A 16,836-nucleotide genomic window follows, 5' to 3' on the forward strand; every position below is an offset into this window, starting at 1 on the left:
TTCCGGGAGGGAGAACATCAGGAACCGGTGATGACTCCGCCGTTGACGTGGAGCACCTGACCCGTGACATACCCCGAATCCTCCGATGCCAGATAGACATAGGCGGGTGCCAGTTCAAAGGGTTGCCCCGCCCGCTTCATCGGGGTATCGGTTCCAAAGGGGGCGACCTGCTCTGCAGAGAAGGAGGAGGGGATCAGGGGAGTCCAGATCGGGCCCGGAGCCACGGCATTCACCCGGATTCCCCGGTCGGCCAGGGACTGGGAGAGGGAGCGGGTGAATGCGACGATGGCTCCTTTGGTGGCGGAATAATCGATCAGTTCCCGATGCCCTTCATAGGCGACCACGGAGGTGGTGTTGATGATGGAACTTCCGGGATGAAGGTGAGGGAGGGCGGCCCGGGTCAGATAAAAGAAAGAAAAGATATTGGTTCGAAAGGTCAGCTCCAATTGTTTCGGGCTGATCTCCAGGATACTTTTTTGGGGAAACTGAACGGCGTGGTTGTTGACCAGAATGTCCAATCTCCCAAAGGTAGACAGGGTTTGCCGGATCACTTCCGTTGCGGCCTCTTCTTCCGTCAAATCGCATCGGATCGGCAGACACCGCCGGCCCAGCTCCTCCACCCGCATCTGTGTGGCTTTTGCATCCCCGTCTTCGCAGAGATAGGGGATCACCACATGGGCACCCTCTTTGGCAAAGGCGATCGCCACGGCACGTCCGATCCCGCTGTCTCCCCCGGTAATCACCGCCACCCGGTCCAGCAACTTGCCGCTTCCCCGGTAATGTGGGTTTTCACTGATGGGTGGCGGAACCATCAACGACTCCAGCCCCGGCTGCCGGGGTTGGTGTTGAGGAGGAAAGGCGAGAGGCTGACAGGAAATCTTTGTTTCAACTCCCCAATATGGATACACCGGATACAAAATGGGAACACCCCGCTTTTCAATCGTTCCTGTCTGCAGTTTATTCCGCAGGAGCCCAGGGGTGAGTGGACACACATAAAAGCCCCCTTCTCCTGCGATGGAAAGGGGGGCAACCGGATTCAGAAGTTGAAATTGTCCGGATCGGGGCCGGTTCTTTCATCCCGGTTGAGAGCATCGATCCGTTCCATCTCTTCCGGGGTCAGTTCAAAATCAAACACATCGGCGTTGCTTTGGATCCGCTCTTTCCGGACCGATTTGGGAATGGTGACCACCCCGTGTTGCAGGTCCCAGCGGAGGACCACCTGGGCCGGGTTTTTCCCGTGCTTCTCCGCGATGGAGAGAATCGTCTCATGATCGAGGATCTTTCCGCGCATCAAGGGAGCCCAGGCCTCCAGGCGGATGTGGTTTTGCTTGCAGAAGGCCAACAGCTCTTTCTGGGTGAGACGGGGGTGAAACTCCACCTGATTGACCGCCGGGGTGATTTCACAGTTGCCCATCAGGTCCTCCAGGTGGTGCACCTGGAAGTTGCACACCCCGATCGCCCGCACCCGACCGTTATGGACGAGATGTTCCAGTGCTTTCCATGTCTCCAGGTACTTCCCCTTCACCGGCCAGTGGATCAGGTAGAGATCGATCCAGTCCAGGCCCAGTTTCTTCCGGCTTTCTTCAAAGGCCCGGAGGGTGGATGGGTACCCTTGTTGATCATTCCACACCTTGGTGGTGACAAAAATCTCTTCCCGGGGGATTCCGGATTCCCGGATCGCCTTTCCGACCCCTTCTTCATTGCGATAAAACGCGGCGGTGTCGATCAGGCGGTATCCGTGATCCAGGGCGGTCCGCACCGACCGGACCACTTCGTCCCCCTCTTCCGCTTTGTACACCCCCAACCCAAACCAAGGCATCTCCACTCCGTTGTTCAGTCGGGTCCGCTCAGACAAACTTTTCGGCATACAGGTGCCCTCCCATTCTTTTGAAGAGTCTATCTTTTACTATACCTGAAAGGATGAGGGGGGGAGACACGTTTGTAAGGGAGCTCTCCAATCTTCATCTGTGGAGGATCTAATATAAAAAAAGCCCATAAAATCTTGATGGAGGATCCCGAGTATCGGAAAGTACACCATTGCACGGGCTTTTTGTTCCCTTTGCCCTGGGCTTTACATCGGTGGTGGATGATAGAAGAGAGAGTCACTCCCGCCCCTCCCCGTGGGGGGGATCTCTTCAATGATCGGAGGGAAAAGTGTGTGGGCTTTTATGCATGGGTTTTTGTTGGCGTTTGGATTGATTCTCCCCCTCGGCGTGCAAAATGTGTTCATTTTTAACCAAGGGGCTGTACCAGCCCCGATTCTACAAAGCGTTGCCTGCCGTTATAGCGGCGACGCTGTGTGATGCAACCTTGATCATTTTGGCTGTGATGGGAGTCTCCGTTCTGATTTTAACCGTCGGATATTTTAAATATATCTTATTGCTGATCGGAATCATTTTTCTTATTTATATGGGGATCGTTACCTGGCGATCCCAGGATGATGGAAACGGGACCAACCCGGACAGAATGACTGCAAAAAAACAGGTTTTGTTTGCTTGTTCAGTTTCTTTGCTCAATCCCCATGCGATCCTGGACACCATTGGGGTGATCGGAGCCAGTTCGATTCAATATCACGGTTCCGATAAATTCTGGTTTACTTTTGCCGGTATCCTGGTATCCTTGCTATGGTTTATTACTTTGGCAATTGCCGGAGGCTTGCTTAAAAAACTGAAATCCGGTGTGATTCCTGTCTTCAATAAGATCTCTGCTCTGATCATTTGGGGAAGTGCAATTTATCTTGTGATAAACTTTCTTTAGTTGTGTTTTTTTAATAGTAAGTCTCCTGTCTGATCTCTAGTGCTGATGTCCCGCAAAAGATACCGAGACAAGACGTATTGCACTTTTGAAAGAAGAGAGGAAAAATAGTGTATGAGGCGATGGCCTCTCGTTTCCAATTGGGGGGGAAAACATGGAGAAGCTGTGGCGGCGATCCAGGAACTTTCCCCATCGGGTTATTCTCTGCCTGGTGGGTGTACGGATGCTGATCCTGGTCATTGTCGCGCTGTGGATCATTCTCCAAGACAGAGACCTTCCGGACCTGTTGTTTTGGACGACTTTCGGAATCCTCTTTGCAACCCAGTTCATCGACGTTCGCCGGAAGGTAAAAAGAAAGGTAAAAAGATAAGAAGAGAAGAGCTCGCCCGGGAGCCTGCCCCTGGGCGTTTTTTTTTGTAACCACTCTTTGTCCATAGGCTGAAGTGGACAGAAATTGTCAAGGGAGGAAAGTGTTATGGAGGATTCCCACCCTAAACAACGGTTGGCCTGGCATGAGACGTTGGAGTGGCATGAGCTGGTGGCCTTCCAGTCCGGTGGATTGATGAGACTGAAGAAGATTTACATGGTTTTTATCCAAGGATTAACTGCCAATCTGAAGGAGCTGATGGCTTTTTATCCCGCCGCCCCCCCAAGTGGCTGACCGACTGCATACAGATTCGGAAAATATCTCCATGGAACGGAGAGATGAGACGGGTTACTATGCGGACAAATCCTGGGATGGGCCAAATCCGCCGTCCGGAACTATGCTGTCACCCTGACGGAGACAACCACCCCCAACCTTCATCAAGTCCTGTTGAAGCAGATGGTGTCCGCTGTTCAGATGCATTACATGGTATTCCGTTTCATGTACCAAAGGGGGATGTACCCCTCCCACGACCTCCAGCGATTATTGGAAGGAGACCTGATGTGGGCCAAGAAGGCTCTGTCGATGAAATACTGATGGGGCTTTGGAAGATGGATCTCGCCCGATCTTTGGTTTGGACCATCCGGGGCGTACCCGGTTCCGTTGGAGGCGGAAGGTGGGTATGTTCCCGGCGGGAGTGACAGATTCAAAAAATACTGATGGATATGATAAAATAGGGGGGGACTTTTGGGAAAAGTCATCGGAGGAGAGAAACGATGAAAACAATCACCATACATCCAGTCGGCAAAGTCTTTTCCCCCCGTAAAGATTTGATGGATGATTATTGGGGAGGAGTTGTGTCCGAGATCCGGATTGACCCGGAACAATTTACGGCGGAGGCGGTTTCTGAATTGGAATCCTTCTCCCATTTGGAAATTGTTTTTTTCATGGATCGGGTACCAAGGGAAAAAATTCAACGGGGGGCTCGCCATCCCCGAAATCGGATGGATTGGCCCAAGGTGGGTATTTTTGCGTAGCGCGCCAAGGCACGCCCCAATTGCATCGGGGTGTCCTGTTGCCGATTGCTCAAGGTGGAGGGACTCGTCTTGTCTGTGGAAGGATTGGACGCCATCGACCAAACTCCGGTTTTGGATATCAAGCCATATATGAAGGAGTTTGGACCCCGGGGACCCGTCAGACAACCGGAGTGGGCCAAAGAAGTGATGAGATTCTATTATGAATCAAAGGAGGATCCAGTATAAGGGCTCCGGGATCATGAGGGAAGGGAATTCTGATAACCGCGCTTCCCACTTCCTCCACCCCACCTGCCGGGTTTACATTCCTCATTCCGTGGGATAGAATAAAGCCAAAGACCAAAGGCATACAATCATGGCACGAACCCGGCGACCACCGGGTCCGTACAGTCTTAACCAACTGGTCATTGGTCAGATGTCCGGTTCCCGGGGCCACGGGTGCCGGACTTCTTCTTTTTCCTGTTTAGCCAGTGAGCCAGCCATACCGGGCCAAAGGCCAGGAATGCCGCCCACAGCAGGGAAAGGAAGTCCATCGGCTTTCACCTCCTCCCATGGGAGCATGGAAGGTTCACCTCCTCGGAGTGAGACATGGGTGCTCCTGCGCTGGCCCCTTCCTTCCGTGAGGACGAAAAGAAGATGCGCCAGCAGGTCTGGTGATCCACTCCTCAGAAGTGGGGTGAAGATGTCGATGGGGTCCAACATCGTTGGGTTCGTGCCTTATGGGAATTATATCTTGTCTTACCCTGACCGTCATCCCCAATCGACAGAATTATCAGTATGGTCGCAAAGTTCCTCGCAGGTAACTAACTTCAGATGGGTTTACTTTCCGATTTTGATAGAAACCAATGGGCGAACGGGACCGGATCAAGGGTTGGGAATGCCACCATGGCAAGCACGAACCCGGCGGCCACCGGGATCGTGACGAGCTGAGCCATATGATTGGGGCGTTGTGAAAAAGCGGTTTACAGGGAGGGTTGGTTTTCCGATGGAGCGTCGTTGGATTGCTAAAACTTTGGCTCCGGAATGTGAAATCGATTCCGACCGAGCACGAATTCACATCATTTCCAGAGATCAAAGGGCTTCTAACTTAGTGTGCAAACAAAGGAGAAGCTTCGTGAGTTGCCCACACCTCTGAAAATATTACCAAGCCATGCTATACTAAAAGTATCACTTTTTTCTTACAAAGAGGGAGTGGAGGCTTTGGACTGGAGCAATTTTTCTTTTTTAACCAAACGATGGCCTCTGTTGGCGGAGTTGGGGGAGGCGGGAGAACGAAATCTGCACCCCGATCCCAATACGACACTCTTTAAACTGCGTCTCTTTGGGGAGAAGATGGCGAGGATCATTTATGCGGAGGAAAAACCCATCGCCGTCGAGCCCCACAACCAGAACGAACGGTTGCGGGTACTGAGACGGGAAGCGGATCTTCCCGGTGAAGTGATCGGCATGTTTCACTCCCTTCGTCAAAAAGGAAACGATGCGGTCCACGAAGGAGCCGGAACGATTCAGGAGGCAAAAAGTCTCCTCAAGATCGCCTACAAGCTGGGCGTCTGGTTTATGCAGACCTACGGCGACTGGGATTTTCGGCCGGAACCATACCGGGAGCCTGAACCCCGATTGGAACCGGAGGAGATCCGTCGGGAAATAGAAGAAAAATACAGGAGAGAGCAAGAACAGCGGGAGCGGGAACTGGAACAGAAACTGGCGGCGGAACTGGAACGGATGCGTTTGACTACCCTGAGTCACAAAGAGATGCTCAACCGCCGGGCACAGGCCCGCCGTGCCGCCGACCGGCTTGATTTGACCGAGGAGGAGACCCGCCGAATTATCGACGAACAGCTGGCCCTGGCAGGTTGGGATGTCGATTCTCGCCGCATTCGCTATGCCAAGGGTGCCCGGCCGGAGAAAGGGAAGAACCAGGCCATCGCCGAATGGCCGACGGCTTGCGGCCCTGCCGATTACGCCTTGTTTATCGGATTGAGACTGGTGGGCTTGGTGGAAGCCAAGAAGATCAGCAAAAACATCCCCTCGGATCTGGAGCAGGCCAAAGAGTATGCCCGCCACGTGGAAGTCCAAGGGGAAGAAGAGGGGATCACTCGCTGGGGGGACTACCGGGTTCCCTTCGTTTTCGCCACCAACGGACGGGACTACTTTCAGCAGGTGGAGGAGCAATCGGGGATCTGGTACCAGGATCTGCGCAGTCGGCGAAACCGGGGACGTGCCTTGCCCGCCTGGTTTTCCCCGGAGGACCTGGAGGAAAAGCTGTCCCAGGATGAGGAGCAGGCCCTGGAGCGTCTGGCGGAGGAGGAGTTGGGTTACCTCAAGCTCCGTCCCTATCAGGAACAGGCGATTCAGGCGGTGGAGCGGGGCATCCGGGAGGGGAGGCGGGAGATGCTTTTGGCCATGGCCACCGGCACCGGGAAGACCCGCACCGCCATCGGCCTGATCTACCGGCTCATCAAGAGCAAAACCTGCCGTCGCATCCTCTTTCTCGTCGATCGAAACGCTCTCGGCGAGCAGGCGGAAAACGCATTTAAAGAGTCTCCGCTGGAAAACTACCGGACCTTTGCCCAGATCTTTGAATTGCAGGGGTTACAGGAGAAGGTTCCCCAGCCTGAAACCAAAGTCCACATTCAGACGGTGCAAGGGATGGTGAGCCGCCTGTTCAAGAGCGGAGGGGAAGCCGGGGTTCCCTCTGTCGGCCTCTACGACTGCATCATCGTGGACGAGGCTCACCGGGGTTACAAGCTGGACAAAGAGATGGGAGAGGTGGAGCTTCTCTTCCGGGATCAGAAGGAATACATCAGCCAGTACCGGAGGGTCCTGGATTACTTCGATGCGATCAAGATTGGATTGACCGCCACCCCGGCCTTGCACACAAGGGAGATCTTCGGCGATCCCATCTACAACTATACCTACCGGGAAGCGGTGGTGGACGGTTATCTGATCGACCACACCCCGCCGCATCAGTTGACCACCCGTCTGGCAAAGGAGGGCATCCGCTGGCAGGTGGGGGAGTCCGTCGAGGTGTATGATGAGGACAAGCAGAGCGTGGAGAGGATCGACCGATTGGAAGACGAGGTCAACATCGAGGTGGATCAATTCAACCAAGCGGTTATCACCCGTTCCTTCAATGAGACGGTCCTCGATGAAGTGGCCCAACACCTGGACCTGGAAAACGGCAAGAAAGCCCTGATCTTCGCCGCCAATGACAAACACGCCGACATGGTGACGGAGATCCTGAGGGAAAAGCTGGGGGAGTGGCAGGAGGAAGAGGAACGGGCGGTGCTGAAGATCACCAGCTCTGTCCACGACTCCCTGGAAGCGATCCGCCGCTTCAAGAATGAAGCCTACCCCAAGGTGGCGGTGACGGTGGATCTGCTGACGACGGGGATCGATGTCCCCGAGATCAGCTCCTTGGTCTTCCTGCGCCGGATCAAATCCAGGGTCTTGTATGAACAGATGCTGGGACGGGCCACCCGGCCCTGTGAGCGGGTGGGAAAGGAGTTTTTTGAGATCTTCGACCCGGTTCGCCTCTATGAGGCTTTGGAGCCCTTCACCCGTATGAAACCGGCCACTGTCAATCCTCAGGTCTCCTTCACCCAGCTGGTGGCAGAGATGCGGGAGGTGGATGACAAGTCGGTGCAAAACCGGTATCGTAATACCCTGTTGGGGAAATTGAACCGAAAACAGCGCTTCTTCCAAGAGCAGGAACGAAAGGAGTTCCAGAATCACTGTGGGCGCACCGTGGAGGAAATGGTGGATTGGATCCGGAACACTCCCCCGGAAGAAGTGGCGGAAAAGCTGGAACAGGAAGCCCCGTTGCTCACTTTCCTCGATCAGCGGAGGCCGCAACCCCGACGCAAGTATATCTCCAACCATCCCGATGAGTTGCTCAGCCACCGGAGGGGGTACGGGGATGCCGAGCGTCCGGAAGATTACCTGGAAGCCTTCGGTCGTTTCCTGAAAGAGAATGAAAATAAACTTCCCGCCCTGCGCCTGGTCTGCCAGCGCCCGTCGGATCTGACCCGGGAAAGCCTGAAGGAGCTGAAGCGGGAGTTGGCCAAGGCGGGCTATCGGGAGACCACTCTGCGCACCGCCTGGAATGAAATGACCAACGAGGAGATCGCCGCCGATATCATCAGTTTCATCCGGCAACGCCTGCTGAAGGAACCCCTCGTCTCCCATGAGGAACGGGTCCGGGGAGCGATGGACAAGCTTCGCCGTTCCCAACAGTGGACCGTCCCCCAGAAACGCTGGCTGGACCGGATCGAAAAGGTCCTCAAGCAGGAGAGCGTGCTGGGTGCCGATGCGGAGCGGGTTTTCAATGAAGAGCCTTTTAAGGACCAAGGCGGTTACCGTCGCATCAATAAGATTTTTCATGGGCAAGCCCAGTCCATTCTCAACCGGATCAACCAACATCTCTTTGCCTCAGAGAAAGGAAGGACATCCTAGATGAACACCCAGGAAATCGTGCAAAAGCTGTGGAACTTGTGCAATGTCCTGCGGGACGACGGCATCACCTACCATCAGTATGTGACGGAACTCACCTATATCCTCTTTCTCAAAATGATGAAGGAGCGGGAGGAGGAGGACTCCATCCCCGAAGAATACCGCTGGGACCGCCTCACCTCCCTCCATGGGGAGGAGCTTTACCAACATTACCGTCGCCTGCTCACCGATCTGGGCACCCAGGGGAGCGATCCCCTGGTACAGCAGATCTACCGCAACGCCTCTACCAACATCGACGAGCCCAAAAATCTGGAGAAGATCATCCGCTCCATCGACGGACTGGACTGGTACAGCGCCCGGGAGGAAGGTCTGGGCAACCTGTATGAAGGTCTGTTGGAGAAGAACGCCAGCGAGAAAAAATCCGGGGCGGGACAATACTTCACCCCCCGCCCCCTCATCAATGTGATGGTAAAGCTGATCGATCCCCGACCGGGCGAAAAGTGCAATGACCCCGCCGCCGGCACCTTCGGATTTATGATTGCGGCGGATCATTACCTGAAGGAGAAGTATGACGAATACTACGATCTGGAACCGGAGGAGCGAACCTTTCAGAAACACGAGGCCTTCACCGGTTGCGAGCTAGTTCAGGAGACCCACCGCCTCGCCCTGATGAACGCCCGCCTTCACGGCATCGAAGGGAAGATCCATCTGGGGGACACCCTCTCCAGTCTGGGGAAAGAGATGGGGGAGATGGACGTCATCCTGACCAATCCCCCCTTCGGCACCAAGCGGGGCGGGGAGCGGCCCACTCGGGATGATTTCACCTATCCCTCCACCAACAAACAGCTTAACTTCCTCCAGCACATCTACCGGGCCCTGAAAGCAAACGGAAAAGCCCGGGCCGCCGTCGTCCTGCCGGACAACGTTCTCTTCCAGGATGGGGACGGCAAAAGCATCCGCGCCGACCTGATGGACAAGTGCAACCTGCACACCATCCTTCGCTTGCCCACGGGGATCTTCTATGCCCAGGGGGTGAAGACCAACGTCCTCTTCTTTGAGCGGGGCACTACCGATACCGGCAACACCGAAGAAGTCTGGTTTTACGACCTCAGGACCAACATGCCCAGCTTCGGCAAGCGCAACCCCCTCACCGAAGCTCACTTTGACGGTTTCATCCAGGCTTACACCGCTTCCGACCGGAGCCGGGTGCAGGACGAGCGCTGGTCCCGCTTCACCCGGGAAGAGATCCGCGCCAAGGGGGACACCCTCGACCTCGGCCTCATCGCCGACGCCTCCCTCTCCGTCTACGAGGATCTCCCCGACCCCATCGACTCCGCCGAGGAGGCCATCGGCAAACTGGAACGCGCCGCCGCCCTCCTACAGGACGTCGTCTCCGAACTGAAAGCCGCCGGGGAGGGACGAAAATGAGCCGGAAAAGAAAACAGAAAAAAACGCTGGAGGAGTTGCTGGCCGAGGCCCTGGTGCCCGAAGCGGAGCAACCTTATGAGCTGCCGGAGAATTGGGTGTGGGTGAGGTTGGGGAGTGTTTTTGAACGAATTAACGAAAATGTGATGCCATCTTTAAATCAAAAATATATTGGGCTTGAGCATTTATCTAAGAATGGGGGGCTTGAAGGAATAGGAAAAGCAGAGGGGTTAAAGAGTTCAAAGACTCCGTTTAAAAATGGTGATGTTCTGTACGGAAAGCTCAGACCTTATTTGAATAAGCATGTGGCTATTCAATTTGATGGAGTTGCTTCAACGGATATTCTTGTTTTTCGCCAAAAGATAGATGAATTAGGTATTTTTTTGGATAAATACTTTGGTTTGCCATATGTAATGGAATATGCGATGAGTAACAGTAAAGGTATTAATTTACCAAGGGTATCGCCTAAGGTGATGGAATCTCTCCCCTTCCCCCTCCCCCCTCTATCCGAACAAAAACGAATCGTCGACCGGGTGGAGTCCTTGTTGGGGAAAATCGATGAGGCCAAGGAGTTGATCCAGGAGGCCCGGGACAGCTTTGAACAGCGTCGCGCCGCCATCCTCGACCAAGCCTTCCGCGGCGAATTGACCCGCACCTGGCGGGAACAGCACCCTGACGTGGAACCCGCCGACCGCCTCCTGGAACGGATCCGGGAAGAGAAGGCAAGCTTGGAGACCCGGAAGGGGGGACGTCGCAAAAAGGCAACCAACCTCCCACCTATCGATCCACCCTACGAACTGCCACAGGGGTGGAAATGGGTGAGGTTGGGAGAAGTGACTGTCATTAATCCAGGAAAGCCAAGAAATCTGGAATATACTGATGATAATATCTGTAGTTTTGTTCCCATGGCTGTAGTGGATGATTTTACAGGATCTATTTCTGTTCTTGAGGAAAGGCCTTTCGGTGAGGTAAAGAAGGGATATACTTATTTCGAAGAAAATGATGTGTTATTTGCCAAAATTACACCCTGTATGGAAAATGGGAAGGTAGCAGTGGCGAAAGGACTTACCAACAAATTCGGATTTGGTACAACGGAGTTTCATATAATTCGGTGCAGTCATTTGAATATTCATCCAAAGTTAGTTTACCATTTGGTCCGATCAGATTTTTTCCGAAAACAAGCTAAAGCTGTTATGACTGGGGCTGTTGGTCAGCAGAGAGTTCCGAAACATTTTTTGGAGAGCTATCCATTTCCTCTACCACCATTTGATGAACAAGAAGAAGTTGTAAAAGTAGTGGATGATTTGTTGATGCATGAATATGAAACTTATACCACTCTTGAGATTGAGGGTCATCTCAACTCCCTCACCCAATCCATCCTCACCCAAGCCTTCCGGGGCGAACTGGGGACCCACGACCCCACAGAGGAGAGTGCCCTGGAGCTGTTGAAGCGCACCCTGGCGGAGCAAAACGGCCTCGCCTACGAATCCCCGGCGACGGAAGAGCTCCGGGTGGCGGAGCAGGGGGAATTGTATCTGACCTGATCGCCCGCAAATGGAGTGGTAGGCCCAACGATCCGTCGGGTTTACATTCCTCATCCCATGGGATAGAATACAATAATCCAGCACGAACCCGGCGGCCACCGGGTCCGTGCAGTAGCTCACAAAGCTAAGACGATTCCGAACTAAGAAGTCCGGTTCCCGGTGCCGCGGGTACCGGACTTTTTCCTTTGATTGGGGGTTTTCCCCGATTTGGTTTAAAATTGAGATGGTGATTTCAATAGAGAAGGATGGGGCATTTCGGAAATGGATGGGTGTGGCTCTGTCGATGGTGGCAGTGATGGGGATGTTGAGGGGTTGTGGTGACAACAGTGGTTCACCAGGACAAGATTCACCCCAGGAGGCCTTGGGAGAGATGGATCAAGCGCAACGGATCGAAATGAAATCCGTCGCTTCGGACCAGGTTCGGCGCACCCTTACGGAGAAAAAGGAATTGGAGAGATTCGTCGCCAAACAACGAATTGAAGAATGGGAAACCGAGTCCCGATTACCCAAAGGCGCGAAACCAAGCTATGAATATATTTTCTATCAAGAGGAGACGGTCAAAGCGGGGGAAAAGAAAGAGAAAGATGCCCCGCTGCACGTAGTGGCACGGCTCATCACCTACGGGGGGGCTTCCCTATATCACATTGAAAGTCTCCTTCATCGAATTGGACTGCAAAGTCCCGGAGGATGTCGCCCAATACTTGAATCAGATTTGACTTTTTTTGGATTCTTAAATCAAAAGATCAAAAAGCCTTTTATCCAAGCAAATGGTTATCTTAGGCACGACAACAGATCTCCATTCAAACATTTTAGCCTTGGACTTACTCCAAGGCTTTAAAATGAGACTATTTGTTCGGCTTTTTATAGTTAAGTGCTTCATCTACTATTTCTTCGGCTGTTAGGTTGCGGTTATCCCAAAAAATCAAATCAGACCCGGCTGGATTTGGAACACTTTTATTAAGCAAATGAACCATCTCTTCAAGCTCTTCTTCAGAATACGAAGCTGGGTTCAAAATTTTTTTTACAAGCTGTACTAGCTCTTCTCTTGTCATTTTTTCATCACCTTTTCATCCCATTTTTTCTGCACTGGCACCTCCAAAATCATATCACCTATTAGCTCATCTCCCGCCAAATCTGCATTCTGATGCCCTGATCCTTTACGCTGGCACGTCAAGGAAACCAAAACGCCCAGCTATTCTGGGCGTTGAAGTTGACAAAGGTTAACAATCAGGAATTACGATGCTTCAATCCAATTTAACCTGGGGTGAAGCTTTTCGTATTTGTAGAAATACTTTACTGCATCAAGCATTATCTGTTTATTAACACACATATTTTCGGGCAAATTCGACAGCTGAGATATCTTAATCAAGAATTCTTTGGTGTCAGATTTAGATGGGTCTATTAGGTGAAAGATCCTGTCCCCATCATAAACTGGCTCAATTCCCTCTTCCTCTTCTTCCCTCTCAAGCTCATCATCTACAATATAAGAGTAGCCTACATGATACAAAGCTTCATTTTCTATCAAATTACCTCCGCCCACAATCAATTCTCCCTTGGCCTTTCTTTTTAAAGTGACGACTGATCGTTTCTCCCCGTCTAACTGTGTCAAATATTCTTCAATCACTTTCCAATCAGGATCTTTGATCGGCGACAACTGCTCGGGGGTTAAAACCCATTGACTCATTTTTTACCTCTTCCTTTCCTGGATGCTTCTTTCATTGCCTTGTATTTATCTCTGATGAAAGTCCAAAAACCCCTCCGTTTTAGAGGGGGGTGTTTACTTATTCAGATCGAGAATTACTTTTGATTCACCTTCAATGTTCAATTTCCAGTGGAGCATTTCAGATCACCTCTGCTATGTAGTAGGCGAATAAAGCATAAATTCAATAACGGTAAACACCCCTCCACTTTGGAGGGGTGACAATCACTTTATGATAAACTCTCTTCAGGCAACAGAGCCCAATAGTCGCCGAATTCGGGTTTGTCCTTGATCAGTGTGTCCACGTGTTCGATGCCTTCTTCCCTTTCCAACACTCCTCCCGACCAACTGTGATAAGACCTTCTATACTTCCCGCTGACTTCATAAAGCCAGTTATTCCAACCTTCTTTGTCAAAATACTTTTCCTGACGATTCCTGAGAAAGATCTGGTTCTCAATCTCTTTTGGAATGCCAATCCCTGTTTTGTCGTACATATCGTACATTTCCGAGTAGGCTTCAATGATTTTTTCCCTTCTGTTCTCATTGAGATGGAAAACAGTACAATACCATGTTCTGAACTGCATCTTCACAACAAACTTCGGTGTATCCCCCTCTTTAAACACAACCACGTACATTTCCTGTTCGTCGTGCAGTTTTTTTGCTTCCTTTTCAGTTAGAGGTCCATCAGGGGTACCACTTGGAAGATCCCAATACTCATAGTACTCTTGTTTCATGGAATGTACCCTCCCAATACCTTTCCTTTTTCATCTCGAATGGTTATTCTATTCTTTTTCGCGTACTCCAAAACTGCCTTCGGTACGGGTTTTTTCTGTACTGGTACCTCCAAAAACATTCTACCCTCAAGGGTGGCCCCAGCCAAATCTGCATTCTGATGCCCTGATCCTGGCCGCTGTGTCGGAACATCTCTTATTCTAGTCCCAGGAGTATACTTCATCAAAAACTCATTCATGTAGTTCCTGGCTGTTTGATACTGAATATCAGCCAATGGAGTATATTTCCTTGATATGATTTCTCCTTTATCTGGATCATAGGAATCGACTTTTCCTTCCCGCCATCTCCCTTTCTTGTCTTTATACTTCACGTATACCTCATTGTGAGGATACTTTGACCTCATTTTGGCGTTGAAGGCATTTCCCCGTTCCAGATTAAGAGCAATTTTCCTTGCTGTCTTTTCATCGTACCTTTCACGAAGAGACTTATATAACGATGTTTCGGAGATATCTTTCCCGATGAGATCGTTCACGATCTCATCTACACTTTTGGACTTGCTTACGATGTCACCGACATCATCTGCGGTTTGCTTGCCACCCCCACCACCGTTACCCGTGGCCTTGTTATACCCCTCTGCCGCTTCCTGCCCGTTTTTCTTCACCCACGGCATGGCCAGTGTGCCGTCGCCGGAGACACTGGGGATCATTTGTTGCAGTTGTTTGCCCAGGGCGGGGGAGCCGTCGAGGACTGCTCCGGCATAGGGGATCAATATGCCGATCATGCCGGCAATGGTGGCACTTTTCCAATCGAATTTGCGGTCTCTCAACCAGTCAAAAGCCGATTGATCCGCCACTCCTCCACTGCCGCCGCCGATGATCTTGGGCAACCACTTCTGTATGAATGGACTGAGCGTGGATTGCGCCAATTTGGCCCGCATATCGGGTGACCCCGGCGAACACACCATAACCGAAGACTCCCGCAAATCCACCGATCCCCGCATCCCGCAGGATGGTGCTTAAATCGTTTCCCTGAAGCCACGAAACCCCGCCGGAAATGGCTCCACTGACCAGCATCGTTCCCCCAAGGGGAGGGGAGGCAAAGAGAGCAATGATGGTTGCGGTTAAACCGATGGTAAATTCGGGATGATCCAATCCAAAACTGACTAACTCAAAAAACGGATCGCCCCCGGTGATAGCACCAATCAGCTTGGAAAAGCCAATCAAACCTTTTAGTTGGGGATGTTTTCCCATCTGATCATACGCAATCCGCTTCCCGACATAGTTGGAAATGCATTCCTGATCGTTTCCACAGTGTTTACGTGCTTCCTGAAGAAGCCTTTTTATACGCTCTTCACGCAACTGCTTTTTCTTTTCTTCACTGGGGCCAGAAAGAAGCTCTCCCCCTTTTTTCTTGATGCAGTCCCAGCTTAGTGCACATTCATACCAAGGTGGATCACTCTTTACTGGCCGGGGTTGGTTTTCAAGGTCAGGCTTTGTGACCAATTGAAGAGGATTTGGTTCTTTCGCTGGAGGTTCCGGCTCCGGGTCTTCTTTGGCCATGTACTTCCCGGCCTTACAGGAAGGTTCTCCGTTTTCATCGTAAAGGAAGGGAACAGAGCAAAGAATGACTTGTCGTAGGGATGCCTGCACGGGCTCACTTTTCACAATTCCGACCACAATTCCCGCCAACATCGCGGCGGCCACCATCACAAACACATATTCAACGGTGGGGGAACCCCTTCTACTTCTTACCTTTCGAAGGAGCAAACGTAAAAAATCCAATCAACCACGCTCCTTTTTTGGAAGAGTTCGTCAACTGGATTATATTTCATCTTTACTTTCCTGACCAATAGGACTTTGGTTGTAAAAAGAAAAAATCCAGCTATAGCTGGATTGCGGAAGTTTTATGGGATTAGTGCAGTCTTCATAGCACTTCTAATGAAACGGTGACTCCCCAAAAGCCCATGTGCAACATATGCTATTGAACCCCCCAAATGAATCATGTGATGGAGAGTGATGATGTGGACCGAGGGATTCACTTGCAGGAGAAACAGATTTACGTTTACCCGGCGCTGTTTCGTGTGGGGAATCAAGCGGGAATTGAAGTGATTTTTCCCGATTTACCCGGCTGTGTTGCGTACGGTGAGAATGAGGGGATGGCCTATGTGGAGGCAAAGGAAGCACTGGCCCTTCATCTCCGTGGTCTGGAAGCGGAGCCGCCGGAGCCCACCCCCGTCGATGACCTGGATCCGGATCCATATTTAAGAGGAGAGGAGAAAGGTGTCTTCGTCCTGATTAGCGTGTCGGTAAGTCCGTCCTCAGGTTCTCCATCACAAATCCATCTGCATCACCCCCGGGGTTGATCCCGGCGGAACCATTAAACCTCACGTGAAGCGACCGCTACGTGAGGTTTTTCCCTGATTCCCGGAGGATCATCCCGACCTCTTTTTTCAGTGGTCCTCCACCTTGTGTCCATAGTGTTGCTTGATGTTTTCCACAGAATCCCCATCGATCAGAAAATCGGCGTCGGGTGTGCTCAGTTTGATGACTCTTTGCTGGAAATCAAAGGAGGTGTCACCCAGGTGGATTTCATACAGTTCTCCGGAGGCAGTCGTAATGATCAGTTCTCCCCATTGTTTTAACCGCTCTTGAACGGATTCCATTTTCATTGTGTGTTCACCTCTCATACTGGATTCGTGTTTAATATCTCCGGCTGTTTTCCCCCTCATTCCCCCGCCGTTCAGATAAAAAGTGGAATCTCTGCATCCATTTAAGGCGTGTTCCCGAAAGGCGCGCATACTGAACCGACGAAGGGGGGAGAGTAAGTTTAATC

At 51.8% G+C, this 16,836-nt stretch carries 16 protein-coding genes and 3 pseudogenes; 10 read left to right on the forward strand and 9 right to left on the reverse strand.

Annotated features, from left to right (window positions below; translation table 11 throughout):
- Positions 1–17 precede the first annotated feature (17 nt).
- Together IEV46_RS06630 and IEV46_RS06635 are read right to left on the reverse strand one after the other, a co-directional pair.
- Positions 18–917: an SDR family oxidoreductase gene (locus IEV46_RS06630; RefSeq protein ID WP_188431868.1), complete on the reverse strand. Its 900-nt coding sequence runs from the start codon at positions 915–917 to the stop codon at positions 18–20.
- 119 nt (positions 918–1,036) lie between these two features.
- Complete coding sequence (locus tag IEV46_RS06635) at positions 1,037–1,867, reverse strand: aldo/keto reductase (RefSeq protein ID WP_188431237.1); 831 nt, start codon at positions 1,865–1,867, stop codon at positions 1,037–1,039.
- 271 nt (positions 1,868–2,138) lie between these two features.
- Between IEV46_RS06635 and IEV46_RS06640 the strand changes: the two are divergent.
- From IEV46_RS06640 to IEV46_RS18460, 5 genes and pseudogenes are all read left to right on the forward strand, one after another.
- Positions 2,139–2,757 (forward strand): annotated as a pseudogene (locus IEV46_RS06640) (LysE/ArgO family amino acid transporter).
- A 151-nt stretch (positions 2,758–2,908) separates the two neighbouring features.
- Complete coding sequence (locus IEV46_RS06645; RefSeq protein ID WP_188431239.1) at positions 2,909–3,124, forward strand: hypothetical protein; 216 nt, start codon at positions 2,909–2,911, stop codon at positions 3,122–3,124.
- Between the two features lie 105 nt (positions 3,125–3,229).
- Positions 3,230–3,715 (forward strand): annotated as a pseudogene (locus IEV46_RS06650) (spore coat protein).
- Positions 3,716–3,894: 179 nt separating this feature from the next.
- Positions 3,895–4,155, forward strand: a complete 261-nt coding sequence (locus IEV46_RS18455; RefSeq protein ID WP_308420287.1) for a hypothetical protein — start codon at positions 3,895–3,897, stop codon at positions 4,153–4,155.
- 12 nt (positions 4,156–4,167) lie between these two features.
- A pseudogene (locus IEV46_RS18460) lies at positions 4,168–4,380 on the forward strand (TrmO family methyltransferase domain-containing protein); the annotation flags it as partial.
- A gap of 183 nt (positions 4,381–4,563) precedes the next feature.
- On the opposite strand, the gene IEV46_RS06660 reads toward IEV46_RS18460, so the two are convergent.
- Entirely contained in the window at positions 4,564–4,713 is a 150-nt protein-coding gene (locus IEV46_RS06660) for a hypothetical protein (RefSeq protein WP_188431241.1), read from the reverse strand.
- A 630-nt stretch (positions 4,714–5,343) separates the two neighbouring features.
- On the opposite strand from IEV46_RS06660, the gene hsdR reads away from it, so the two are divergent.
- From hsdR to IEV46_RS06680, 4 genes are all read left to right on the forward strand, one after another.
- Complete coding sequence (hsdR, locus tag IEV46_RS06665; RefSeq protein WP_188431243.1) at positions 5,344–8,607, forward strand: type I restriction-modification system endonuclease; 3,264 nt, start codon at positions 5,344–5,346, stop codon at positions 8,605–8,607.
- The gene (locus IEV46_RS06670) at positions 8,608–10,032 is read left to right on the forward strand and encodes a class I SAM-dependent DNA methyltransferase (protein ID WP_188431245.1); all 1,425 of its coding nucleotides are present in this window, start codon (positions 8,608–8,610) and stop codon (positions 10,030–10,032) included. It begins immediately after the preceding gene.
- Positions 10,029–11,573, forward strand: a complete 1,545-nt coding sequence (locus IEV46_RS06675; RefSeq protein ID WP_229735955.1) for a restriction endonuclease subunit S — start codon at positions 10,029–10,031, stop codon at positions 11,571–11,573. Before IEV46_RS06670 ends, IEV46_RS06675 begins: the two co-directional genes overlap by 4 nt.
- A gap of 370 nt (positions 11,574–11,943) precedes the next feature.
- Positions 11,944–12,411 (forward strand): hypothetical protein, encoded by a 468-nt coding sequence (locus IEV46_RS06680; RefSeq protein ID WP_188431247.1) that lies wholly within the window; start codon positions 11,944–11,946, stop codon positions 12,409–12,411.
- Positions 12,412–12,418: 7 nt separating this feature from the next.
- Here IEV46_RS06680 and IEV46_RS06685 read toward each other — a convergent pair whose 3' ends face one another.
- The 5 genes from IEV46_RS06685 to IEV46_RS06705 all read right to left on the reverse strand — a co-directional run bounded on the left by IEV46_RS06685 (position 12,419) and on the right by IEV46_RS06705 (position 15,785).
- A complete protein-coding gene (locus IEV46_RS06685; RefSeq protein ID WP_188431249.1) occupies positions 12,419–12,625 on the reverse strand; it encodes a bacteriocin immunity protein in 207 nt (68 codons plus the stop codon).
- Between the two features lie 182 nt (positions 12,626–12,807).
- The gene (locus IEV46_RS06690; RefSeq protein ID WP_188431251.1) at positions 12,808–13,257 is read right to left on the reverse strand and encodes a hypothetical protein; all 450 of its coding nucleotides are present in this window, start codon (positions 13,255–13,257) and stop codon (positions 12,808–12,810) included.
- A 245-nt stretch (positions 13,258–13,502) separates the two neighbouring features.
- Complete coding sequence (locus IEV46_RS06695) at positions 13,503–14,006, reverse strand: hypothetical protein (protein WP_188431253.1); 504 nt, start codon at positions 14,004–14,006, stop codon at positions 13,503–13,505.
- The gene (locus IEV46_RS06700; RefSeq protein WP_188431255.1) at positions 14,003–14,830 is read right to left on the reverse strand and encodes a hypothetical protein; all 828 of its coding nucleotides are present in this window, start codon (positions 14,828–14,830) and stop codon (positions 14,003–14,005) included. Before IEV46_RS06700 ends, IEV46_RS06695 begins: the two co-directional genes overlap by 4 nt.
- 4 nt (positions 14,831–14,834) lie before the next feature.
- Positions 14,835–15,785, reverse strand: coding sequence for a DUF4244 domain-containing protein (locus IEV46_RS06705; RefSeq protein ID WP_188431258.1), 951 nt, complete (start codon positions 15,783–15,785; stop codon positions 14,835–14,837).
- A gap of 239 nt (positions 15,786–16,024) precedes the next feature.
- On the opposite strand from IEV46_RS06705, the gene IEV46_RS06710 reads away from it, so the two are divergent.
- Positions 16,025–16,366, forward strand: coding sequence for a type II toxin-antitoxin system HicB family antitoxin (locus IEV46_RS06710; protein ID WP_188431260.1), 342 nt, complete (start codon positions 16,025–16,027; stop codon positions 16,364–16,366).
- An 87-nt stretch (positions 16,367–16,453) separates the two neighbouring features.
- On the opposite strand, the gene IEV46_RS06715 is transcribed toward IEV46_RS06710, so the two are convergent.
- Positions 16,454–16,672: a hypothetical protein gene (locus tag IEV46_RS06715; RefSeq protein ID WP_229735956.1), complete on the reverse strand. Its 219-nt coding sequence runs from the start codon at positions 16,670–16,672 to the stop codon at positions 16,454–16,456.
- Positions 16,673–16,836 lie beyond the last annotated feature (164 nt).

It is taken from the genome of Kroppenstedtia guangzhouensis, from assembly GCF_014637345.1.
GTDB lineage: Bacteria > Bacillota > Bacilli > Thermoactinomycetales > DSM-45169 > Kroppenstedtia > Kroppenstedtia guangzhouensis.